This window comes from Streptomyces glaucosporus (genome assembly GCF_039533345.1).
GTDB classification, from domain to species: domain Bacteria; phylum Actinomycetota; class Actinomycetes; order Streptomycetales; family Streptomycetaceae; genus Streptomyces; species Streptomyces glaucosporus.
This window is the reverse complement of sequence record NZ_BAAATJ010000013.1, coordinates 52,287-74,717: the sequence shown is the minus strand read 5'-3', so window position 1 is coordinate 74,717 and position 22,431 is coordinate 52,287. Positions and strand designations below refer to the sequence as shown.

General features: G+C 72.3%; 13 protein-coding genes. 5 read left to right on the top strand and 8 right to left on the bottom strand.

The annotated features are described in order from the left end of the window. Positions 1 to 17: 17 nt before the first annotated feature. The gene (locus tag ABD358_RS15550; RefSeq protein ID WP_344631599.1) at positions 18 to 827 is read left to right on the top strand and encodes a TetR/AcrR family transcriptional regulator; all 810 of its coding nucleotides are present in this window, start codon (positions 18 to 20) and stop codon (positions 825 to 827) included. A 69-nt stretch (positions 828 to 896) separates the two neighbouring features. Continuing rightward, complete coding sequence (locus tag ABD358_RS15545; protein WP_344631598.1) at positions 897 to 1,682, top strand: DUF4253 domain-containing protein; 786 nt, start codon at positions 897 to 899, stop codon at positions 1,680 to 1,682. 120 nt (positions 1,683 to 1,802) lie between these two features. On the opposite strand, the gene pulA is transcribed toward ABD358_RS15545, so the two are convergent. The 7 genes from pulA to ABD358_RS15510 form a co-directional block, all read right to left on the bottom strand. Continuing rightward, a complete protein-coding gene (gene pulA / locus ABD358_RS15540; protein ID WP_344631597.1) occupies positions 1,803 to 7,214 on the bottom strand; it encodes a pullulanase-type alpha-1,6-glucosidase in 5,412 nt (1,803 codons plus the stop codon). Between the two features lie 153 nt (positions 7,215 to 7,367). After that, entirely contained in the window at positions 7,368 to 9,074 is a 1,707-nt protein-coding gene (locus tag ABD358_RS15535) for a carbohydrate-binding module family 20 domain-containing protein (RefSeq protein ID WP_344631596.1), read from the bottom strand. Between the two features lie 359 nt (positions 9,075 to 9,433). Next, positions 9,434 to 10,513: a LacI family DNA-binding transcriptional regulator gene (locus ABD358_RS15530; RefSeq protein ID WP_344631595.1), complete on the bottom strand. Its 1,080-nt coding sequence runs from the start codon at positions 10,511 to 10,513 to the stop codon at positions 9,434 to 9,436. Next, entirely contained in the window at positions 10,510 to 12,165 is a 1,656-nt protein-coding gene (locus ABD358_RS15525; protein ID WP_344631594.1) for a glycoside hydrolase family 13 protein, read from the bottom strand. The genes ABD358_RS15530 and ABD358_RS15525 overlap by 4 nt, the downstream gene beginning before the upstream one ends. Before the next feature lie 58 nt (positions 12,166 to 12,223). Further along, positions 12,224 to 13,156: a sugar ABC transporter permease gene (locus ABD358_RS15520; RefSeq protein WP_344631593.1), complete on the bottom strand. Its 933-nt coding sequence runs from the start codon at positions 13,154 to 13,156 to the stop codon at positions 12,224 to 12,226. A 2-nt stretch (positions 13,157 to 13,158) separates the two neighbouring features. Continuing rightward, on the bottom strand, positions 13,159 to 14,178 hold the full coding sequence (locus ABD358_RS15515; RefSeq protein ID WP_344631592.1) for a carbohydrate ABC transporter permease: 1,020 nt from the start codon (positions 14,176 to 14,178) through the stop codon (positions 13,159 to 13,161). Between the two features lie 38 nt (positions 14,179 to 14,216). Further along, positions 14,217 to 15,497 (bottom strand): extracellular solute-binding protein, encoded by a 1,281-nt coding sequence (locus tag ABD358_RS15510; protein WP_344631591.1) that lies wholly within the window; start codon positions 15,495 to 15,497, stop codon positions 14,217 to 14,219. Positions 15,498 to 15,734: 237 nt separating this feature from the next. Here ABD358_RS15510 and ABD358_RS15505 point away from each other — a divergent pair, with 237 nt between their 5' ends. The 3 genes from ABD358_RS15505 (at position 15,735) to ABD358_RS15495 (ending at position 19,255) form a co-directional block, all read left to right on the top strand. Next, complete coding sequence (locus tag ABD358_RS15505; RefSeq protein ID WP_344631590.1) at positions 15,735 to 17,066, top strand: extracellular solute-binding protein; 1,332 nt, start codon at positions 15,735 to 15,737, stop codon at positions 17,064 to 17,066. Positions 17,067 to 17,278: 212 nt separating this feature from the next. Further along, a complete protein-coding gene (locus ABD358_RS15500) occupies positions 17,279 to 18,364 on the top strand; it encodes a LacI family DNA-binding transcriptional regulator (protein ID WP_344631589.1) in 1,086 nt (361 codons plus the stop codon). A gap of 36 nt (positions 18,365 to 18,400) precedes the next feature. Further along, positions 18,401 to 19,255: a phosphatase PAP2 family protein gene (locus tag ABD358_RS15495; RefSeq protein ID WP_344631588.1), complete on the top strand. Its 855-nt coding sequence runs from the start codon at positions 18,401 to 18,403 to the stop codon at positions 19,253 to 19,255. Between the two features lie 41 nt (positions 19,256 to 19,296). Here ABD358_RS15495 and ABD358_RS15490 read toward each other — a convergent pair whose 3' ends face one another. Continuing rightward, entirely contained in the window at positions 19,297 to 22,377 is a 3,081-nt protein-coding gene (locus tag ABD358_RS15490; protein WP_344631587.1) for a bifunctional [glutamine synthetase] adenylyltransferase/[glutamine synthetase]-adenylyl-L-tyrosine phosphorylase, read from the bottom strand. Positions 22,378 to 22,431: the final 54 nt, after the last annotated feature.

Genomic DNA, 22,431 nt, shown 5'->3' with positions numbered 1-22,431 from the left:
CTCGCTAGGGTGTTCCCATGACCACCGGGGTACGCCGCAGGATGGGCGTCGAGGAACGTCGGCAGCAACTCATCGACGTCGCACTGAGGTTGTTCAGCGACCGTTCTCCCCAGGACGTGTCGATCGACGACATCGCCACCGCGGCCGGGATATCCCGGCCGCTGGTCTACCACTACTTCCCTGGCAAGCACAGCCTCTACGAGGCGGCAGTCCGGCGGGCCGCCGACGAGCTGGCGGCCCGCTTCGACGTCCCGCCCGGCGGACCGTTCGGCGCGCGCCTGCTGCTGGTGATGGGCCGTTACTTCGACTTCGTCGAGGAGCACGCGTCCGGCTTCTCGGCCCTGCTGCGCGGCGGTTCGGCCGCCGGCTCGGCACGGACCGACGCCGTGATCGACGAGGTGCGGCAGGCCGCGTACGAGCAGCTCCTGGCCCACCTGGGGATCGCCGATCCCGGCCCGCGGCTGGCTCTCGTCATCCGGACCTGGGTCGGCGTCGCCGAGGCCACGGCGCTCAACTGGCTGCAGGAGCGGTCGATTCCGCGGTGGGAGCTGGAGCGCCGGCTCGTCCACGAGCTGCTGGCCCTGGCGGCGGTGACGGCCGCGTTCGACGAGGAGACGGCCGGGGTGTTCCGCCGCGTCGTCGAACAGGAGCCCGCCGACGGGCCGTTCGGGGAGCTGGTGGAGCGGCTGGCGGCTCTGGCGCCGGGGGTGTTCCGCGGGCCGGACGGGGGTACTCGCGGGGACGCGGCGCCCGGCGGCTCCGGAGATCCGGAGGATTCCGGGGACTCCCCGGCATCCGGGGACACCGCCGCCGGAGACGGTTCATAGCGTCGGATTCACGGCGTCGGATTCACGGCGTCGGATTCACGGCGTCGGATTCACAGCGTCGAGGGAGTGATGTCCGGAGCACGGGGACTGCGCTCGCTGGCGGGCTCGGCGGATCTGCCGCCGGGCGCGCTGGTCGACCGTACCGTGCTCGGGGGGCGGTCCGAGCCGCTGCTGTGGCGTGCCGACGCGCCCGCCGGGCCGGGCGACTGGGGCCGGATGCTGCGGGTGGCGCGTAGTGCCGGGCTGTGGCCCGTGCTGCTGGGCAGGAACGGCCGCGGCACGTCGCCGGAGGACGATCTGCTGCCGGAGCCCGTCCCCGCCGGAGTCGGTGCCGCGGGGACGCTGGCCCGCTGGTGGGAGGAGCACGCCGCGCGGGAGCCGGACGGGACGGCCCTGCGGCCGTACGGCGGGCGGTGGCCCGGACTCGCGCCGCCGCCCGGCGGGGCGGTGGGCGATCCCGGCGCGGCGGCGGAGGCGGTGGCCCGCTCCCTGGTCTCCTCCGGCACCCTCCGCGATCCGCGGATCGCCCTGGTCCCGGCCCGGCGCGGCGCCGACGTGCCCGCGGCGATCGGCTGGACGGGCACGCTGGCGTCCGGGGAGGGCCCCGCGCCGTTCGGCGCCGTCCTGCGCTCCTGGGAGGAGCGGTTCGGGGCTCGGGTGGTGGCGCTGGAGCCGGACGTGCTGCACCTGTCGGTGGCGGCGCCGCCGCGGACGGCGCGGGAGGCGCTCGCGGTGGCGGCCGAGCACTTCGCGTTCTGCCCGGCCGTGGTCCGGCAGGGGCCCGGGAGCCTGGCGCGGTACGCGGAGAAGTGGCTCCTCCCCGGCCGGGGCCACTGGTCGTTCTGGTGGGACTGACGGGGCCGGGTCCGGCCCGGTCCGGCGGGGCGGGGCGGGAAGACCGGCGGGGCGGTCCCGGTCGCCCGGTTCCGCCCCGCCGTCCCCGTCAGGGTCCTTTCCCCGTCCTCCCGTCCGGCCCTACCGGGCGGCGAACACCGCCACGGTGCGCGGCGGGACGGTGAAGGCGCCCTTGTCCGCGTCGAACGCGGCGGTCTTGACCACCGGGTCCGAGCCGGACGCCTGCGCCGGGTGGAGGGTGTGGGAGGCGCCCTTGAGCGACTCCACGGTCTGGGTCTGCCGCTCGGGGGTGGCGTTGAAGACGACCACGAGGTCGTCCCCGCCGTCCTTGAGCCGCATGGTGATCACGCCCGGGGTCTCGTCCTCGCCGGACAGCGGGAAGGACAGGGCCTGCTGGACGCCGGCCGCCGTGGCCTGGTCGAAGACCTTCTCGGTGGAGCGGATCGTCAGCAGGTCCCGGTAGGCGGCGGACGCGCCCTCGATCTCCCGGCAGGACGGGGTGAGTCCCTCCGCGGTCAGCAGCGGCCTGGCATAGGACCACTTGTCCTGGTTGTCCCAGGCCGGGGGCAGTCCGCGGCCGAAGCCGTTGCCGTCGCGGCAGTTCCAGTGGATGGCGTTGTACCAGTCGCCGGAGTCGTAGGAGTTGCGGTCCAGCGACTTCGACCGCAGCAGGTCGGTGCCCGCCTGGCTGAGGACCGGCCCCTGGGAGAGGGCGGCGGTGGCCATGGCGACGACCTGCATCCGGGCGCGGTCGGCGGCCGGGGTGTCCTTCGGCAGCTTGAACGCCAGGGCGTCGTAGAGGGTCTCGTTGTCGTGGGCGTCGGCGTAGGCGAGCGCGTCGCCGGGGGCGTCGGCGTAGCCGGCCGGTGAGCCGTTGTAGTCGACCTGCGAGCCCTTGACCCGCCTGCCGTCGGTGTCGGTGAAGGTGTAGTCGGCGAGGTTGCCGGAGAGCCCGACCTTGATCAGGTCCTGGTAGTGGAGGAGCCTCTCGCGCTGCTCGGTGCGGCTGCCGTTGGCGTCCGAGGGGTTGGGGTCGGTGTACAGGCCGCTGGCGAAGCCCTGGACGCCGGGGTCGGCGTCGAAGGGGCCGCCGCCGCGCACCGCGTCGCGGGCCCGGTCGGAGAAGGTGGCGATGCCGGTGCCGGCCATGTTCTTCTGCGTGGCCTGGACGAAGCGTGCGTCGTCGGCGACCTCGCCGAAGTTCCAGCCCTCGCCGTAGAGGACGATGCTCCTGCCGTCGACGCCGTCCTTCTCGAGGGTGAGGGCGTCCAGCGCCTTCCGGACCGCCAGGATGTTCTCCTTGGGGTGGTGGCCCATCAGGTCGAAGCGGAAGCCGTCCACCTTGTACTGCTTCGCCCAGGTGACGATGGAGTCCACCGTGAGCTTGCCCATCATGGTGTTCTCGGGCGCGGTGTTGGCGCAGCAGGTGGAGGTGGCGACGGTGCCGTCCTCCAGCAGCCGGTGGTAGTAGCCGGGCACGATCCGGTCCAGGACGGACTTCTCGTCCTGCCCGGCGGCCATGGTGTGGTTGTAGACCACGTCGAGGACGACCCGCAGTCCGGCGTCGTTGAGGCCCTGGACCATCCTGCGGTACTCGACGGTGCGGTCGGTGCCGTCGGGGTCGGTGGCGTAGGAGCCCTCGGGCACGGTGTAGTGGAGCGGGTCGTAGCCCCAGTTGTAGGCGTCCTTGTCGCGGACCTTCCCCACGCACTCCTGCTGTTTGTCGGAGTCGGCGGGCAGGGCCGCCAGGTCGCAGCCGGGTTCGGCGCGGTCGGCGGCGTGCTCGGGGATGGAGGCGATGTCGAAGGAGGGCAGCAGGTGGACGTGGGTGGTGCCCGCGTCCGCCAGCTTCCTCAGGTGCTTCATGCCGTCCGAGGAGTCCTCGGTGAAGGCCAGGTAGCCGCCGCGGTGCTCCTCGCGGACCGTGGGGTCGGCGACGGAGAAGTCGCGGATGTGCAGTTCCTGGATCCGGGCGTCGCGCAGCGGCACCGCCTCCGGCTTCTTCAGGTCCTTCCAGCCCTTGGGGGCGAGTTTCGGGTCGGCCAGATCGACGACCAGGCTTCGCCGGGAGTCGGTGGTCAGGGCGGTGGAGTAGGGGTCGGTGACCTTGTTGGTGACGACCTTGCCCGCCGAGGGCGCCCAGACCGTGACCAGGTAGCGGTACGGCCTGCCCTTCCAGTTCCGGTCGCCGCGGACGCTCCACACGCCGGTGGTGTCGTCGCGGCGCATCGCCACGGTGCGGCCGTCGAGTTCGAGGGCGACCTTCCGGGCGGTGGGCGCCCAGACCGAGAGGGTGGGCCGGCCCCGGTCGTCGAAGACCGGGCCGAGGTCCGCCTTCGCGGCCCTGGCGCCGTAGAGGTCGTCGAGGACGCCGGCGGTCTGGACTCCGGTGGCCGCCAGCAGCGCCCCTTCGGCGTTGCGCTGGGTGGCGATCACCTGGCCGCGCAGGGCGGTGCGCACCCGGTCGCGGTCGCGCGGGTCGACGGTGAAGGCGGCGTACTCCTTCAGGTGGGGGTACTTCTCCTTCTGCGCCTCGGTCAGCCCGCCGGGGACGGGGTTGAGCCGCAGCCAGCGGCCCTCGTGGGTGAGGGCGCCGTCCCGGACGGCGAGGGTGCCCTCGGGGTCGTACACGAGCTGCCGGCTGGTGCCCTCGGCGGCCCTGGTCTTCCAGGCGACGGTGTCGCGGTCGATCCACTGGGCCTCGGCCTTGTCCAGGTCGAGGTCCGGGGCGCTGCCGGTGGTGGGCAGCAGGTAGCCGGGGGTGGCCGACAGCTTCCACACCTCGCGGCCGTGGGTGGCGAAGTCCAGGGACTGGTCGGCGTTCTCGTCCTTGGTGTCGCCCTTGTGGATGATGTAGCTCAGCGAGGTGGCGCCCTCGGCGAGGGGCACCTCGAAGGTCACGCCGAAGGCGTCCTCGCGCGTGGGCGTCAGCGGCTTGGACCAGTCGGTGGGCTCGGCGGCGCCGGTCCAGGTGTGCAGGCCCCAGCCGTCGTAGTCGCCGTCCGGGCGGTGGTAGTGGAGGACGGCCTTCTTCTCGTCCTGCGGCGGGTAGACGCCCTCGGGCCTCTCGTTCAGGACCTCGTCCTCGCCCTGCTCGATCCACACCTCGCCGGTCCTCGCCAGGTCGATGGTGCGTTCGGGGCCGTCGGCTGTGCCGTCCCGGGTGATGGTGAAGGTCAGCCCGGACTGCCCGTCGGCGACCTTCAGCCAGGCGAAGGCGCCGTAGGCGTCGCGGCCGGTGAAGGCGGCGCTCTGCTCGCCGGAGGTCAGCTTCCAGCCGTCGTAGTCGCCGTCCGGGCGGTGGTAGTGGACGACGGCCCAGTCCCGTTCGACCGCGGAGGGCTTCTGCTCCGGCGGGGCCTGTCCGGCGGTGGAGGCGGCCAGGTCGCTCGCGGTGCGTCCCCTGCCGTCGACCACGACGGCCTTGTAGCGCAGGGGCGTGCCGGCCTTCACGTCCTCGCCCAGGTACTGGGTGACCTTGTGGGGGGCGTGGTCGGCGGTGCCGAGGACCTGCCACTTCCCGCTGCCGGTCTGGGCGGCGAAGACGACGCGGTTCAGGCCGTCCCCTCCCCTGACGTCGGCGGTGATCTCGACGGTGCCGGTGGCGCCGGCGGCGGGGGCCTTCAGGTCGACGGCGGGCCTGGCGTCCGGCGCGGGGAGCGGCTCGGCGGCCTTGAGGACGACGGTGGACAGGGCGGGGACGGTGACGGTCAGCGCGGCGTCGCCGCCGGTGCGGACCGTGTCGCCGCCGGTGCCGCCGTGGATCCGGCGGAAGGCGGTGTCGGGGGAGCCGGTGGGGATCTCCACCGTGCGGGCCTTCTCGCTGTTGTTGGCGGCGACGAGGTACTCGGTGCGCTGCTCGGGGTCGGTGCGGGAGAAGGCGTACACGCCCGGGCCGTCGCCCTTGTCGGCGTACCGCTCGGTCTGGACGCCGTCGCGCAGGGCGGGGTGCTCGCGGGTCAGCTTCGACAGTGCGGCGATGGACCGGTAGAGGGGGTGGGAGGTGTCGTACGCGTCGTCGGCGTGGGTGCGGTCGGTGCCGATCCGGTCGTTCTTCTCGCCGTCGAGGTAGGCGGCGGTCCTGGAGGCGAAGAGGGTCTGGCGGGCGTCCTGGTCGCCGCCGGCGCCGGTGAAGCCCTGTTCGTCGCCGTAGTAGACCACCGGGTTGCCGCGGGTGAGGAACATCAGCTCGTTGGCGAGCTTGGCCCGCCTGAGCAGTTCGGCGTCGTCGGCGCCGGGGTTGTCCTGCCGCAGGAAGGAGCCGATGCGGCCCATGTCGTGGTTGCCGGTGAAGGTGACCTGCTCGTAGGCGTTGGACCGGCCGGTGGTGTAGCGGTGGTCCTGGGCGAACAGGTTCGACAGCTTGGCCGCCGGGCCGCTCTGGGAGGCGTAGGAGCGGGCCGCCTCCTGGAAGCCGAAGTCGAGGGTGGCGTCCAGTTTGCCGCGGGTGACGTAGGGGGCCATCTGGGCGGGGTCGGAGGAGTAGACCTCGCCGAACATGAAGAAGTCGTCGCGGCCCCGCTTCGCGGCGTAGTCGTCCAGCGCCGTGGCCCACTGGGTCCAGAACTCCAGGTTGACGTGCTTGACCGTGTCGATGCGGAAGCCGTCGATCCGGAAGTCCTTCACCCATCGCTGGTAGATCTTCTTCATGCCCTCGACGACCTCGGGACGCTCGGTCCACAGGTCGTCCAGGCCGTGGAAGTCGCCGTTGAGCGAGCTCTCGCCGGCGAAGGTGGAGTCGCCGCGGTTGTGGTACATCTCCGGGTCGTTGAGCCATGAGGGGACCTTGACGTCCTTCTCGTCCTTTGCGACCACGGGGGTGCGGGGGAAGGACTCCCGGTCGGTGCCGGGGAACTTCCTCCCGGCGGCGCGGTCGGCGTAGTCGGTGTCGTCGAAGGGCTTCCCGTCCTCGGTGAGGTAGGGGAAGGCGCCCTCGGAGAGGTAGGAGTAGGACTTCTCCTCGTAGTCCACCACGTCGGCGGTGTGGTTGGTGATGACGTCGAAGAAGACCTTCATGCCCTTGCCGTGGGCCTTGTCGATCAGCTCTCGCAGTTCGGCGTTGGTGCCGAAGTGCGGGTCGACGCGGGTGAAATCGGTGATCCAGTAGCCGTGGTAGCCGGCCGAGGCGTTCTCGCCCTCGCCCTGGACGGGCTTGTTCTTGAAGATGGGCGCCATCCAGATGGCGGTGGTGCCCAGGCCCTTGATGTAGTCGAGTTTCTCGATCAGGCCCCTGAGGTCGCCGCCGTGGTAGAAGCCCTTGTGGGTGGGGTCGTAGCCGGTCTTCAGCCGGTCGCCCTCCAGGCCGCCGCGGTCGTTGGAGCGGTCGCCGTTGGCGAAACGGTCCGGCAGGACGAAGTAGAACTGCTCCCGCGTCAGGTCGTGCCGGGTGGGTTCGGCGGCCAGTTTCGCGTCGGACGGCGGCGGTGGCGGCGGTGGTGCGGCGTGGGCGGGCGCCGCCGCGGTGATGAGCGTCGCCAGGAGCGCGGCCGCGGTGCTCGCGGCCGCCCCTCTGCGCGCCAGGGGACCTGTCACGGGTCGCTCTCCTCGGGTGCGGTGAGTCGGTGCGGGTGCGTGGGGGGATGACCTGTGGGGGGTGACCTGTGGGGGGCCGGCCGGAGCCTCGGGGCCGCCCGGCCCGGCGGGGATGTGGACTGGGGGCCGGGCGGCCGGTTCGGGGGTCCCGGGTCAGGAGCGCCAGGTGTCGTTCAGGACGATCCTGCCGTCGGCGGGGACGGTGGCGGTGCGGTTGGCGCCGCTCTCCCAGGTGACGTTGCCGCTGCCGTCCTTGCGGAGGTACTTGTACTGGAAGGTGGTGCCGGGGGGCAGGGAGACGTCGAGCTTCCACACCGGGTAGCCGGACGGGTCCAGCTTCGGGGCCTGGCCGGTGTTCCAGTTGCCCAGTTCGGGGCGGTTGCCGGCGATGTGGATGTTCTCGCCCATCACCGTGGTGGCGGTGACGTTGAACGAGGCTCCGCCGGCCGTGTCGCCCGTTCCGCCGCCCCCGCCGCCGGAGCAGGTGCGGGCGCCGGTGTGGAGGGCCAGGGCGGTGTTGGCGCCGAGGGTGGCGGTGAACCGGCCGGAGCCGTCCACGGTCACCTTCCGGCCGCTCTGGACGTCGCAGTAGTCGCCGGCCGCCAGGGAGGTGGTGAAGGTCCGGGTCAGGGAGGTGGGCTCGTGGTTGATGGCGACGTACGCCCTGGAGCCGCGGCCGAACGCGATGGCGTCGTTGCCGTTGTCCCACCAGTCGGTGACGGCCTGCCCGCGGGCGGTGTTGCGGAGGGCGACCATGGAGGAGATCTCCGGCCAGGCGTGCTGGCACTTCCAGCCGTCGCTGTAGCAGGCGTTCACCGTTCCGCCGTTGGGCGGTCCGGCGTCCTTGTCGCTCCACTCGTAGCCGGAGTGGACGTCCGGGGAGCCGTAGGGCCAGGCCAGCATGAAGACGCTCGCCAGGGTGTAGTCGGCGCCGTCCTTGTAGCTGAGGGTGTCGCCGCCGCGCTCGGTGTCGTGGTTGTCGACGAACACCCCGGACTGACCGGAGGGCATGTAGCCCCAGGCCTCGCCGAAGTTCTTCAGGTGGGCGAGCTTCTCGTTCTTGAAGACCCGCTTGAGGTCGCGGGCGTAGCGGAACTCCTGGACGTCGCCGTTGCCGAGGTACTCGCCGGGCGAGACGGCCTCGCCGGCGCCGTGGATGGCCTCCTGCTTCCAGTAGGCGTTCGGGTTGGTGAGCTGGGCCTTGATCGCCTTCAGGTCGGCGGCGGGCATGTGCTTGGCCGCGTCGATCCGGAAGCCGTCCACGCCGAGGGAGAGCAGGTCGTTCATGTACGCCGCGATCCGGCTGCGCACGTAGGGCTCGCCGGTGTCGAGGTCGGCGAGGCCGACCAGCTCGCAGTTCTGGACGTTGGCCCGGTCCTGGTAGTTGTTGATCTCGGACCGGCAGTCGTCCATGTCCTGGCCCTGGTAGATGCCGGGGTAGTCGTACTTGGTGTACGCCGAGCCGCCGGTTCCGGTGCCGCTGCCGGCGGACATGTGGTTGATCACCGTGTCCACGACGACCTTGACGCCCGCCGCGTGGCAGGTGTTCACCATGTTCTGGAACTGCGCGCGGGTGCCGAGGCGTCCGGCGATCTTGTAGCTGACGGGCTGGTAGGAGGTCCACCACTGGCTGCCCTGGATGTGCTCCTGGGGCGGTGAGACCTGGACGTACCCGTAGCCGGCCGGGCCGAGCCGGCTGGTGCACTCCCGGGCGATCGAGTCGAACTTCCACTCGAACAGGACGGCGGTGACGTCCTTGGTTCCGGGCGGGGCGGCCTGGGCCTGCCCCGGGACGGCGACGAGCGAACTCGCCATGCCCGCGACAAGTGCGAGCGCGGCGGCCGTGGATCTTCTGGCCACGTTTCCTCCTGTGGGGGGGTGCAGATGCGAATGCCTGCCTGGGGGCAACGCGCCGCGCCCTGAGGCCGTGGAGGCCGGAGTTCCTTTCTGCAAGAAAGCTGAAAGGACATGAAAGCCTTCGCGCAGGAGACCGTAGGACGCCCCTCGGCCACCGTCAAGACCTTGGGACACTTCCCGGAAACATCGACGTTCCCTGGGCGCAACCTCTTTCGCAAGAAGTTGCACGGTGCTACGTTCAACAACCATCCCGGCCCGGCCGGCCGGGGGTTCCTGTGAGGAACCCCACGCGCCCGGCCGGCCGGGCCGGGTTTCCGGCCGTTCCGGCCGGGCGGTCGCACCGGCCGGTCACGGTCGGCCGGTCACTGGGACGGCGGAGGCGCCGTCGAGCCCCGCACCACCAGCTCCGGCTGGAAGACGAACTCCGTGTGCTGGACCGGGTTCCCCCCGATCTCCTCCAGCAGCGCGTTCACCGCCGCGTTCGCCATGGCCTTGACCGGCTGCCGCACGGTCGTCAGCGGCGGATCGGTGAAGGCGATCAGCTCGGAGTCGTCGAAGCCGACCACCGACAGGTCCCGGGGCACGTCCAGCCCGCGCTGCCGGGCCGCCCGGACCACGCCGAGCGCCATCATGTCGCTGCCGCAGACCACGCCCGTGCAGCCCGCGTCGATCAGCCCGCCCGCGGCCGCGTGCCCGCCCTCCAGGGTGAACAGCGTGTGCCGGACCAGCCTCCGCGCCACCGCGCCGGGCACGCCCTTCTCCGCCAGCGCCGCGGTGAAGCCCTCCACCTTCCGCAGCACGGGGACGTACCGGGCGGGACCGACCGCCAGGCCGATGCGCCGCGGGTCGTGCCCGAGGTCGGTCAGGTGGCGGACGGCCATCCGCGCCGCCGCACGGTCGTCGGGCGAGACGAAGGGGGCGCCGACGCGCTCGTTGAACCCGTTGACCAGCACGAACGGCACGCCCCGCCCGGCGAGCCGGGTGTAGCGGCCGGTGTCCGCGGTGGTGTCGGCGTGCAGCCCGGAGAGGAAGACGATGCCGTTGACGCCGCGCTCGACGAGCTGGTCGACCAGTTCGTCCTCGGTGGCGCCGCCGGGCATCTGGGTGCACAGCACCGGGGTGTAGCCGTGCCCGGCCAGGGCCTGCTCGATGACCTGGGCGAACGCCGGGAAGATCGGGTTGGTCAGCTCGGGGATGACCAGCCCGATCAGCCCGGCGCTGCGCTGCCGCAGCCGCACGGGGCGCTCGTAGCCCAGGACGTCCAGGGCGGCCAGCACCTTCTGCCGCGTACCGGCCGCCACTCCCGCCTTGCCGTTGAGCACCCTGCTGACCGTGGCCTCGCTGACCCTGGCCTGGACCGCTATGTCGGCGAGCCGGGCGGTGCCCGGAGCGGTCCCCCCGGCCGTGTTCCCGGCCGGGGGGACCGTGCCCGCCTGCGTCATGCCTCCCACCAGACGGTGGTGTCCGCCGGCAGGGCGCCGCCGTCGTACTCGCCGCTGGCCAGCAGCACCCGGCCGGGGGCGGCGGGCAGCTCCACCGGGGTGCCGGTGGTGTTGACCGTGCAGACGAAGTCCCGGCCGGAGCCGTCGGCGGCGCGGCGGCGGAAGGCCAGCACCCCGGCGGGGAACTCCTCCAGCCACTCCACCGCGTCGCCGGCGCCGAGCGCCGGGTGGTCGCGGCGCACGGCGAGCGCGCTGCGGTACATCTCCAGCGTGGAGGTGGGGTCGCCGGTCTGCTCCTCGACCGACAGCTCCGCCCACTCCGCCGGCTGGGGCAGCCAGCTCCCGCCGGAGCCGAATCCGTAGCTGGGGCCCCCGGGCGTCCACGGGATGGGCACGCGGCAGCCGTCGCGCAGGCCGTCCTGGCCGTTGTCCCGGAAGAACGACGGGTCCTGGCGCACCTCGTCGGGCAGGTCGGTGACCTCCGGCAGGCCCAGTTCCTCGCCCTGGTAGACGTAGGCCGAGCCGGGCAGCGCCAGCATCAGCAGCGAGGCCGCGCGGGCGCGGGCCAGGCCGCCGCCGAGCCGGGTGCGGTGGCGCACCACGTCGTGGTTGGAGAGCACCCAGGTGGTGGGGGCGCCGACCGGGCGCATGGAGCCCAGCGACTCGTCGATGACCTCGCGCAGCGCCTCGGCGTTCCAGCCGGTGTTGAGGTAGTGGAAGTTGAACGCCTGGTGGAGCTCGTCGGGCCGCAGGTACAGGGCGGTGCGCTCCGGGCTGGGCGTCCAGGCCTCGGCGACGCCGATGCGCTCGCCGGGGTACTCGTCGAGGATCCGCCGCCAGGAGCGGTAGATCTCGTGGACGCCGTCCTGGTCGAAGAACGGCAGCACCTGGTTGCCGAGCAGCTTGAGCTGCCCGGTCCGCCCCATGTCGGGGAGGCCGGGGGCCTTGACCAGGCCGTGGGCGACGTCGATGCGGAAGCCGTCCACGCCCATGTCGAGCCAGAAGCGCAGCACCGAGCGGAACTCGTCCCGCACGGCCTCGTTCTCCCAGTTGAAGTCGGGCTGCTCGGGGGCGAACAGGTGCAGGTACCACTCGCCCGGGGTGCCGTCGGGGTTGGTGGTGCGGGTCCAGGCCGGGCCGCCGAAGATGGACTCCCAGTCGTTGGGGGGCTCCTCGCCGTTCCTGCCGCGGCCGGGCCGGAAGTGGTAGCGGTCGCGCAGCGGCGATCCGGGGCCCTCGCGCAGAGCGCGCTGGAACCACTCGTGCTGGTCGGAGGAGTGGTTGGGCACCAGGTCCACGATGACGCGCAGGCCCAGCTCGTGGGCGTCGCGGATCAGGGCGTCGGCGTCGTGGAGGTCGCCGAACATCGGGTCGATGGCGCGGTAGTCCGCGACGTCGTACCCGGCGTCGGCCTGCGGGGAGGCGTAGAAGGGGCTGAGCCAGACGGCGTCGACGCCCAGGTCGGCCAGGTAGGGCAGCCGGGCGCGGATGCCCGCCAGGTCGCCCATGCCGTCGCCGTTCCCGTCGGCGAAGGAGCGGGGGTAGACCTGGTAGATCACCGCGTCGCGCCACCAGCCGGTGGGCTCGCCCGTGGCGTCCGTACGGATGGCCGGGGCCGTACCGGTGGCGGGGGCTGAGGAGTGCTGGGTCATGTCATCCCTGGTGGTCGTGAGTGGGGGGACGCGAGGTGCCGGACGGGCCGGGGCCGGGTCAGGACTTGACGGCCCCGGAGGTCAGTCCGGCGACGAGGTGGCGCTGCGCGAAGCCGAAGACGATCGCGGCCGGCACGGCGATGATCACCGCGGCGGCGGTCATGGAGCCCCAGTCGCCGGCGTACTGGTTGACGAAGGTCTGCAGGCCGCCGGCGAGGGTGAGGTTCTCCTCGCCGGTCATGAAGGCCGACGCGTAGGCGACCTCGGCCCAGGCGGTCACGAAGCTGTAGAAGCCGGTGACGGCCAGGCCGGGCTTGGCCAGCGGCAGGATCAGCCGCCAGAAGGTGCCGAAGGGGTTGAGGCCGTCCACCCGTCCGGACTCGTCGATGGAGACGGGGATGGTGTCGAAGAAGCCCTTCATCATCCAGGCGCAGAACGGCACCGCGATGGTGAGGTAGGTGATGATCAGGCCGAGGGGCTGGTTGAGGAGCCCCAGCTGCGCCATAAGGTTGTACAGCGGCACGATCAGGATCGCCATCGGGAACATCTGCGTGATCAGCAGGGTCCACATCAGCGGGCGCATCCCGGGGAAGCGGAAGCGGCTGACGGCGTACCCGGTGGTGGCGGAGATGAAGACGCCCAGCACCGTGGTGACGGCCACGACCAGCACCGAGTTCCCGAACCAGGTCAGGAAGTAGGTGTCGCCCAGGACGTGGTCGTAGTTCTCGAGGGTGAAGTTCTCCACCAGCGAGGTGGTGAAGGCGTCGCTCTTGGGCTTGAACGACGTCACCAGCAGCCACAGCGGCGGGAACACCGCGGCCACGGCGGCCGCCAGCAGGCCCGCGTGCAGGCCGAACGAGGCCAGGGGGCCGCGCTCGCCGCGCCCGCGGACGCGGCGGGGGCGCGCGGGGGCGGCCGGCGCGGGGGCGGTCGTGACGGGGTCGGGTGTCGTGGTCGCGGTGGTGGACCCGCTGGTCCCCGTGGTGTTCATCGTCACCACACCTCTCCCTGCTTGCGGAGCGAACGGCGGTAGACCACCGCGAAGGCCATCAGGAGCAGCAGGATCAGCACGCCCCAGGCCGCGGAGGTGGCGAAGTCGCGCGGGCTGTTGAGGAAGGACAGCCGGTAGGCGTAGGTCACCAGGATCTCGGTGGAGTCGCCGGGGCCGCCGCGGGTGAGCAGGTAGATCACCGGGAACATGTTGAACGTCCAGATGGTGCTCAGCAGGACCACGGTGCTGCTGACCGTGCGGATGCCGGGCAGGGTCACGTTGCGGAAGCGCTGCCAGGCGTTGGCGCCGTCCACCTCGGCGGCCTCCAGCAGCTCGGCCGGGATGGCCTGGAGGGCGCCCAGCAGGGCGACGAGCATGAAGGGGACGCCCAGCCAGACGTTCACCGCGATGACGGAGATCTTCGCCCAGGTGGGGTCGCCCAGCCAGGGGACCCCGTCGATGCCGCCGCCGTTCAGCACCGCGTTGAGGATGCCGTTCTTCTCGTTGAAGAGCATCTTCCAGGCGAAGACGGAGACGAAGGCGGGGATGCCCCAGGGCAGGATGATGGCGATGCGGTACAGGGTCCGGCCGCGCAGCTTCCGGTTGAGCATCACGGCCAGCGCCAGGCCGAGCAGGAAGGTGACGGAGACGCAGCCCACCGTCCACAGGACCGTCCAGCCGAGCCGGTCCCAGAAGACGCTGTCGGTGAGGATCTCCCGGTAGTTCTCCAGACCGACGAACTCGTACGTCGCCTCGATCTCGTTGACGCCGATGGTGCGGGCGACGTTGGCCTCGTCCGCGTTGGTCAGGGACAGCCAGATGCCACGGACCAGCGGGTAGCCGATGATCACCGCGATGACGATCACCACGGGGGCCACCATCGCCCAGGCGTACCAGTGGGTGGCCAGGGCCCGGCGCAGGGGTCCGGGGACCTTCTCGGGCGTTCTGCCGGTGCCGCGGCCGCGGCCGCGGGCGTCGCCGCCCGCGGCCTGTGCCACCGACCGGCCGGTCTCGACAGCCATGTCGTCGGTCAGCCTCTCCTCGGATTCCTGCCCGGCTCCTACTTGTAGTCCTCGTCCTTGAGGAGCTTGGCGTACTCCTCACCGGCCTTCTCCGCCGCGTCCTTCGGCTCGGTCTTGCCGCTCACCACGTCGGCGAGCTGGACGCGCAGGGGCTCGAAGAGGGCGTTGCCCTGGGCGATCCACGGACGCTCGACGGCCTTGTCCACGGCGGGCTTGAAGAACTGGACCATCTGGTTGTCCTGGACGGCCTTCTCCTCGTACACCGAGGTGCGGGTCGGCAGGAGGTTCAGCTCCTCGGTGGTGCGCTTCTGGACCTCGGCGGAGGTCATGTACTTCACGAACTCGTAGGAGGCGTCCAGGTTGTCCGAGCCCGCGTAGACCGAGATGTTGTGGCCGCCCTGCGGGGCGCCCTGGCCCGCGCTGCCGGCCGGGACGGCGGCGACGCCGAGGTTGTCCTCGTTGCCCTTGAACTGCTTGCCCGCGAGGGTGTCCTCGATGGCCCAGGGGCCGTTGACCATCATCGCGACCTTGCCGTCCTTGAAGGACTTCTGCATGTTCTCCCAGCCGTCGGTCACGTCCGTGATCGCGGCCTTGGAGTCCACCAGGTCCTGGATCGTCTCGAAGGCCTTCACGCCGGCCGGGTCGTCGATGGTGATCTTCTTGGCGTCGGCGTCGAGCATGTCGCCGCCCTCGCCGTAGAGGAAGGGGAGGACGAAGTAGGGGTCGTCACCGCGCAGGTAGAAGGGGGTGACGCCCTCCTTCTCGAACTTCTCCGTGGAGTCCTTGATCTCCTCGAAGGACTTGGGGACCTCGACGCCGGCCTTCTCCAGCAGCTCCTTGTTGTAGAAGAGCGCCAGGGTGTCGATGACCTGCGGCACGCCGTAGGTCTTGCCCTCGAACTGGGTGCTGCCCCAGGCCTGCTCCAGGAAGTCGTCCTTGCCCTCGACGGCGACGGTGTCGTCCAGCGGGGCCAGGTAGCCGAGGTTGGCGAAGTCCGCCACCCAGGCGACCTCGGTGCGGATCACGTCGGGAGCCCCGGAGCCGCCGCCCGCGGCGTTCTTGAACTTGTTGCTCGCCTCGCCGAAGGGGACGTTGACGTACTTGACGTCGACCTTCGGGTGCTCCTTCTCGAACTCCTCGGCGACCTTCTTGAAGAAGCCCTTCTCCGCGTCACCCGACGTGTCCCAGAACTCGACGGTGCCCGAGAGCTCGCCGTTGGAGCCCTTCTTGCCGTCGTCGCCGCTGCCGCTGCCGCCGCAGGCGGTGGCCGCCAGCGCGAGAGCCGCGACCAGTGCGGTGGTCCCTATGCCACGCCGCATGTGAACTCCTCCATGATCAAGTGCCCGTCTCGCGGGGGCACGGGCGTACTCCGCGCGGGCCGCGTGGTCGCGGCGCCGGGCTGACGAGGAACGTAACAGCGCGGCAATCTTTTAGAAAGACCTTGCGGCAACTTTCTGCAAACGAGTCTGCAACGGCTTCCGCAAAAACTTGCACGGCTGCTACCTTCCTCCCCGTTCCAGCGGATCCCCCGATTGAAGAAAGACGGGTAGTGGGGTATGGAAAGTCGCATACGTTCTGGACCGTCCGGGTCCAGAGGTCCGCGTGGCCCGCGCGGACGCCTGTTCCGCGCCGCGGCCGCCGCCTGCCTGGCGCTCACCGCCACCGCCTGCGGGATCGGCGGCTCCGGGGACGCCCCGCCGGCCTCCGGCACCGTCACCTGGTGGGACACCTCCGGCGAGGCCGAGTCCCCCCACTTCAGGAAGCTCGTCGCCGAGTTCGAGAAGAAGCACCCGACGATCGACGTCGAGTACGTCAACGTCCCCTTCGAGCAGGCCCAGCAGAAGTACCTCGACGCCGTGGAGTCGGGTACGGGCATCCCCGACGTGCTGCGCGCGGACGTCGGCTGGACGGCCGGCTTCATGGCCGACGGCCACCTCGCCGACCTCACCGGCACCCGCGCCCTGGAGGGCGACGTCTCCTCCGACTTCATGCCGAACGTCACCGACAGCGTGATCTACGAGGACGGCGGCGTGTACGGCGTCCCCCAGGTGACCGACACCCTCGCCCTGCTCTACAACCGGCGGATCTTCGAGGAGGCGGGGATCACCCGTCCGCCCGCCACCTGGAAGGACCTCAAGGACGCCGCCCTGAGGATCAAGGAGCGGACCGGCGCCGAGGGGATCGTCCTCAACCCCGACCCCTTCTACGCCCTGCCCTTCCTGTACGGCGAGGAGAGCGACCTGGTCGACGCCGGCTCCCTGGAGATCACCGTCGCCGACTCCGCCTCGGTCCGCGGCATCTCCACCGCCGCCGACCTGGTCTCCTCCGGGGCCGCCCCCGAGCCCCCGGCGAAGGACGCCTACGCCGCGATGCAGAACGCCTTCAGGAACGGCGAGGCGGCCATGATGATCAACGGCCCCTGGGCGACCGCCGACCTCTTCGCGAGCGAGGAGTTCAAGGACCGCGGCAACCTGGGCATCGCCACCGTCCCGGCCGGCTCCACCGGCACCGCGGGCGGTCCGATCGGCGGCCACAACCTCGTGGTCTCGGCGAAGTCGGAGAACCTCGAAGCCTCCTACGAGTTCGTCCGGTACATGACGTCCGCCGAACAGCAGGAGCGCACCGCCCTCGCCCTGGGGCTGCTGCCGACGCGCACCGCCGCCTACACCGACAAGGTCCTCGCCGACCCCGTCCGCGACTCCTTCTACGTCGTGCTGACCAAGGCCGTCGCCCGTCCGCCCATCCCCGAGAACGGCGATCTCCTCAGCGCCCTCCAGCCCCACTACACGGCCATCCTCCGCGGCGAGGAGACGCCCCGGCAGGGACTGACCCGCACCGCCGAGGAGTGGCAGACCGAGCTGCTGCCCGGCTACGACATCGTGCGCTGAACCGCCCCGGACCGCCGGCCCGGCTCCCCCGGCCCGGCGGTCCGTCCGGCGGGGAGGTCCGGCGGTCCGTCCGGCGGGGAGGTCCGGTGGTCCGTCCGGCAGGAGGTCCGGCAGGGAGATCCGGCGGTGAACCCCGGCGCATACCGCAAGGTTTCCGGCAAACTCCCGGGTACGGTGGGCAGTCCGACACATGGCAGGTACAGTCCACTTCTGTGACCGCACGGCTAGCTGACATCGCAGCCCAGGCGGGGGTCAGCGAAGCGACGGTCAGCCGCGTCCTCAACGGCAAACCGGGCGTTTCCCCGGCCACCCGCGAGTCCGTCCTCGCCGCCCTCGACCTGCTGGGGTACGAGCGGCCGGTGCGGCTGCGCCAGCGCAGCGCGGGCCTGGTCGGGCTGATCACGCCGGAGCTGGACAACCCGATCTTCCCGGCGTTCGCCCAGGTCATCGGACAGGCGCTGACCCGTCAGGGCTACACGCCCATTCTCGCCACCCAGACCCCCGGGGGCTCGACCGAGGACGAGTTGACCGAGATGCTGGTGGACCGGGGCGTGGCGGGGATCATCTTCGTCTCCGGCCTCCACGCCGACACCACCGCCGACATGCAGCGCTACGAGCAGCTGCGCGGCAAGGGCGTGCCGTTCGTGATGATCAACGGCTTCTCCCCGCAGGTCCGGGCGCCCTTCGTCTCCCCGGACGACCGCGCGGCGATGCGGCTGGCCGTCACGCACCTGGCCTCGCTCGGGCACCGGCGGATCGGCCTGGCCCTGGGGCCGGCCCGGTTCGTCCCCGTCCAGCGCAAGACGGAGGGCTTCCTGGCCAGCCTCCAGGAGCAGCTGGGGATGGACCGCGGCGAGGCCGAGGAGCTGGTCCAGCACTCGCTCTACACCCTGGAGGGCGGGCAGGCCGCCGCCGGGGCCCTGATCGAACGGGGCTGCACGGCCGTGGTGTGCGCCAGCGACATGATGGCGCTCGGGGCGATCCGGGCGGCCCGGCAGCGCGGGCTGTCGGTGCCCGGCGACGTCTCGGTGATCGGCTTCGACGACTCCCCCCTGATCGCCTTCACCGACCCGCCCCTGACCACCATCCGGCAGCCGGTGACCGCGATGGGGCAGGCGGCCGTGCGGGCGCTGCTGGAGGAGATCGGCGGCACCCCCGCCCCGCACAGCGAGTTCGTCTTCCTGCCCGAGCTGGTCGTCCGGGGCTCCACCGCCTCCGCCCCCCAGGGCCGGACGTCCGACTCACGGACGTCCGGCTCGCGGGGGACGCGGGGCGGCCTGGACGGTACCGGGGGATGATCGGTCGGAAGCCGGATTCTGGCAGACTGTGCCCCCATGGGGGCTTCGACCGCGAGGACGACAGAAGAAGAACGGGTGACCGTGGTCACTCAGGCAGGTGAACGCAGGGAAGACAGTCGTGTCCCGGCGCCGCGCCGTGCCGTCGTCGGGCGCATCCGCGCCCCCCGCAGGCCCCGCATCTGGTTCGAGGTCCTGCTGATCGCGGTCAGCTACTGGACGTACTCCATGATCCGCAACGCCGTGCCCGAGCAGGAGGCGCAGGCCATGCGGAACGCCACGTGGCTGTGGGAGGTCGAACGCGCCCTGGGCATCGCCGTCGAGCAGACGCTCAACCACGCGGCGAACGGCGTCACCTGGCTCATCGTGACGATGAACTACTACTACGCGACGCTGCACTTCATCGTCACCATAGGGGTGCTCGTCTGGCTCTACCGCAGACACCCGGGCCGCTACGCCGCCACCCGCACGGTGCTGTTCGCCACCACGGCCGTCGCCCTGTTCGGCTACTACTTCTTCCCCCTGGCCCCGCCGCGGCTGATGGAGGGCGTGCACTTCATCGACACCGTGAAGGTCCACGACACCTGGGGTTCGATGGCCTCCGGCAACATGGCGAACGTCTCCAACCAGTACGCGGCCATGCCGTCGATGCACATCGGCTGGTCGGTGTGGTGCGGCATCACCATCGCGCTGCTGGCGGCCCCGCTGTGGGTGAAGATCCTCGGCTGGCTCTACCCCGCGGCCACCCTGGTGGTCATCGTCTGCACCGCCAACCACTTCTGGCTGGACGCGGTGGGCGGGGTGGCCTGCCTGGGCATAGGTTTCGCGGTCTCCTACCTCTGGTACGGCGAACCGGTCCACCGCATGCCCCGGCTGGTGCCCGCCACGCCATAGGCGGCCCCCGACGGGAGCCGCCTCAGTCGTCTCCGGGCCCCTCAGCCGTCCCCGTAGAACAGCCGCTCCACCACGGCCCGCGCCCGCCGCGTGGTGCGCCGGTAGTCCTCCAGCATCTCCCCCACGTGCCCCGGTTCGCAGCCGAGGTGGCGGGCGACCGCGGCCAGTTCGCGCGGCTCGGAGGGGAAGGTGTCGCCGGGCCTTCCGCGCACCAGCATCACGGCGTTCCGCACCCGGGTGGCCAGCACCCACGCCTCGTCCAGCGTCCGGGCGTCCTCGTCGCCGATCAGCCCGGCGTCCCGCGCGGCGGCCAGGGCCCGGCGGGTGCGGGTGGTGCGCAGTCCGGGCTCCTCCGCGCCGTGGCACAGCTGCACGAGCTGGACGGTCCACTCGACGTCCGACAGCCCGCCCCGGCCGAGCTTGGTGTGGGTGGTGGGGTCGGCGCCGCGCGGCAGCCGCTCGGTCTCCATCCGGGCCTTGAGGCGGCGGATCTCCCGCACCTCGTCCTCCCCCAGGCCTCCCCGGGGATAGCGGAGGGGGTCGATCAGCTCGACGAAGCGGCGGCCCAGCTCCTCGTCGCCCGCCACGGGCTCGGCGCGCAGCAGCGCCTGCCGCTCCCACGCCTGCGCCCAGCGGCGGTAGTAGGCGGCGTAGGAGGCCAGGGTCCGCACCAGGGGGCCGCTGCGGCCCTCGGGCCGCAGGTCGGCGTCGATCGCCAGCGGGGGGTCGCTGCTGGGGAGCTGGAGGAGGCGGCGCATCTCGTTGGCGACGGCGAAGGCGGCCTGGGCCGCCTCCCGTTCGTCGGCGCCCTCGCGCGGCTCGTGGACGAACAGGACGTCCGCGTCGGAGCCGTAGTTCAACTCGTGGCCGCCGAAGCGGCCCATGCCGATGACGGCGAACCGGGTGGGCAGGGTGTCGCCCCACCGGCCGCTCACGGCGGCCCGCAGGGCTCCGGCGATCGTCGCGGCGTTGAGGTCGGACAGGGCCTCGCCCACCCGGTCCACCGCGGCGGCGGCCCCGTCGCCGCGGTCGGTCACCCCGCTGCCGGCGGCGGCCGCGGCCCCCGCCTCGGCGCCGCCCACCCGGTACGCCCCGACGATGTCGGCCGCGGCCGTGCGGAACATCTCCCGGCGCCGCACCCCGCGGGCCGCCGCGACGGCCTGCTCGGGCCCCTCGGCCCGCCCGACGGCGGCCAGCACCTCCTGGGTGAGCGCCTGCCGGCCGCGCGGTCCGAGCCCTCCGGGGTCGCCGAGCAGGGCGACGGCCTCGGGCGCGCGCAGCAGCAGGTCGGGGGCGAGGCGTCCGGCGGACAGCACCCGGGCCAGGTTCTCCGCGGCGGCCCCCTCGTCCCGCAGCAGCCGCAGGTACCAGGGCGTCTGGCCGAGCGCGTCGGAGACCTTGCGGAAGCCCAGCAGCCCGGCGTCCGGGTCGGCGGAGTCGGCGAACCAGCCCAGCAGCACCGGCAGCAGGGTGCGCTGGATGGCGGCCTTGCGGCTGACCCCGGAGGTCAGCGCCTCCAGGTGGCGCAGGGCGGCGGCCGGGTCGGCGTAGCCCAGGGCCTCCAGCCGCTGCCGGGCCGCGTCGGTCGACAGCCGGATCTCCCCGGGGGCGAGCTGGGCGACGGCGTCCAGCAGCGGGCGGTAGAAGATCTTCTCGTGCAGCCGCCGCACGACCGCGGCGTGCCGCTTCCAGGCGCGGGTCAGCTCGGCCACCGGGTCCTGGCGGAAGCCCAGGGAGCGTCCCAGGCGGCGCAGTTCGTCCTCGTCGCGGGGCATCAGGTGGGTGCGGCGCAGCCGGCGGAGCTGGATGCGGTGCTCCAGGGTGCGCAGGAAGCGGTACGCCTCGCCCAGCGAGGCGGCGTCCTGGCGTCCGACGTACCCGCCCGCGGCGAGGGCGTCGAGCGCCTCCAGGGTGGTGGGGCTGCGCAGGGAGGTGTCGCTGCGCCCGTGGACGAGCTGGAGGAGCTGGACGGCGAACTCCACGTCGCGCAGCCCGCCGGGGCCCAGTTTGAGTTCGCGGTCGACCTGGGAGGCGGGGATGTTGGCCACCACGCGGCGGCGCATCTGCTGGACGTCGGCGACGAAGTTCTCCCGCTCGGCGGCCTGCCACACCAGGGGGGCGAGGGCGTCGCGGTACTCGCGGCCCAGCGCCTCGTCCCCGGCGACCGGGCGGGCCTTGAGCAGCGCCTGGAACTCCCAGGTCTTGGCCCAGCGCCGGTAGTACGCCAGGTGGCTGCTCAGGGTGCGCACCAGCGGGCCGTTCCGTCCTTCGGGGCGGAGGTTGGCGTCCACCGGCCAGATGGTGCCCTCGGCGGTGCTGTCGGAGCAGATCCGCATCATCCGGGAGGCCAGCCGGGTCGCGGCCCGCAGGGCGCGGCTCTCCTCCCGGCCGTCCCCGTCGCCGTTGCCGTTCCCGCTGCCGTTCCCGCGGCCCGGTCCGCCGGCCGGCTCGGCGACGAAGACGACGTCCACGTCCGAGACGTAGTTCAGCTCGTGGCCGCCGCACTTGCCCAGCCCGATCACCGCCAGCCGGCACAGCGCCGCGTCCTCGGGCGCCTCGCGCTCGGCGATCGCCAGGGCGGCGCGGAGGGTGGCGGTGGCCAGGTCGGCCAGCTCGGCGGCGGTCTGGTCGACGGTGGTGGTGCCGCAGACGTCGCGGGCGGCGATGGCGAGCAGGGCGCGGCGGTAGGCGACGCGCAGCTCGTCGGGGTCTCCGGCGGGGGCGAGCGCGGCCTCGAACTCCGCCGTTCCCGGGTGGAGGTCGGCGGTCTCGTACTCCTGGAGGACGTGCCAGTCTCCCGGGTGGCGTGCGAGGTGGTCGCCGAGCGCCTCGGAGGCGCCGAGCACGCCCAGCAGCCGGTCGCGCAGCGGTTTGGCGGCCAGCACGGTGCCGAGCAGGGCCTGGCGCTCGCCCTCGTCCGGCTGGGCCTCCGCCAGCCGGACGAGGGACCGCAGCGCCAGGTCGGGGTCGGCGGTGGCGCCGAGCGCGTCCAGCAGGACCGCGTCGTCCCGCGCCCGGTCGAGGGCGGGCGCGTCCAGGAACCGGCCGGCCGCCTCCGGGTCGGCGAATCCGCGCCGTACGAAGCGTCCGAACCGGCTGTCCCGCCGACCGCCCTGCGCCACCGTGTGCCGTCCTCTCGCCGCGTCGGTCCCGGTTCCGCAGGTTACCGGCCGTCC

Bases quoted from the DNA above. Each gene is read 5' to 3' on its own strand.
- ABD358_RS15495 (WP_344631588.1), top strand. From the start codon at position 18,401: ATGGGGGCTTCGACCGCGAGGACGACAGAAGAAGAACGGGTGACCGTG.
- ABD358_RS15515 (WP_344631592.1), bottom strand. From the start codon at position 14,178: ATGGCTGTCGAGACCGGCCGGTCGGTGGCACAGGCCGCGGGCGGCGAC.
- ABD358_RS15510 (WP_344631591.1), bottom strand. From the start codon at position 15,497: ATGCGGCGTGGCATAGGGACCACCGCACTGGTCGCGGCTCTCGCGCTG.
- ABD358_RS15520 (WP_344631593.1), bottom strand. From the start codon at position 13,156: ATGAACACCACGGGGACCAGCGGGTCCACCACCGCGACCACGACACCC.
- ABD358_RS15550 (WP_344631599.1), top strand. From the start codon at position 18: ATGACCACCGGGGTACGCCGCAGGATGGGCGTCGAGGAACGTCGGCAG.
- ABD358_RS15530 (WP_344631595.1), bottom strand. From the start codon at position 10,513: ATGACGCAGGCGGGCACGGTCCCCCCGGCCGGGAACACGGCCGGGGGG.
- ABD358_RS15525 (WP_344631594.1), bottom strand. From the start codon at position 12,165: ATGACCCAGCACTCCTCAGCCCCCGCCACCGGTACGGCCCCGGCCATC.
- ABD358_RS15505 (WP_344631590.1), top strand. From the start codon at position 15,735: ATGGAAAGTCGCATACGTTCTGGACCGTCCGGGTCCAGAGGTCCGCGT.
- ABD358_RS15545 (WP_344631598.1), top strand. From the start codon at position 897: ATGTCCGGAGCACGGGGACTGCGCTCGCTGGCGGGCTCGGCGGATCTG.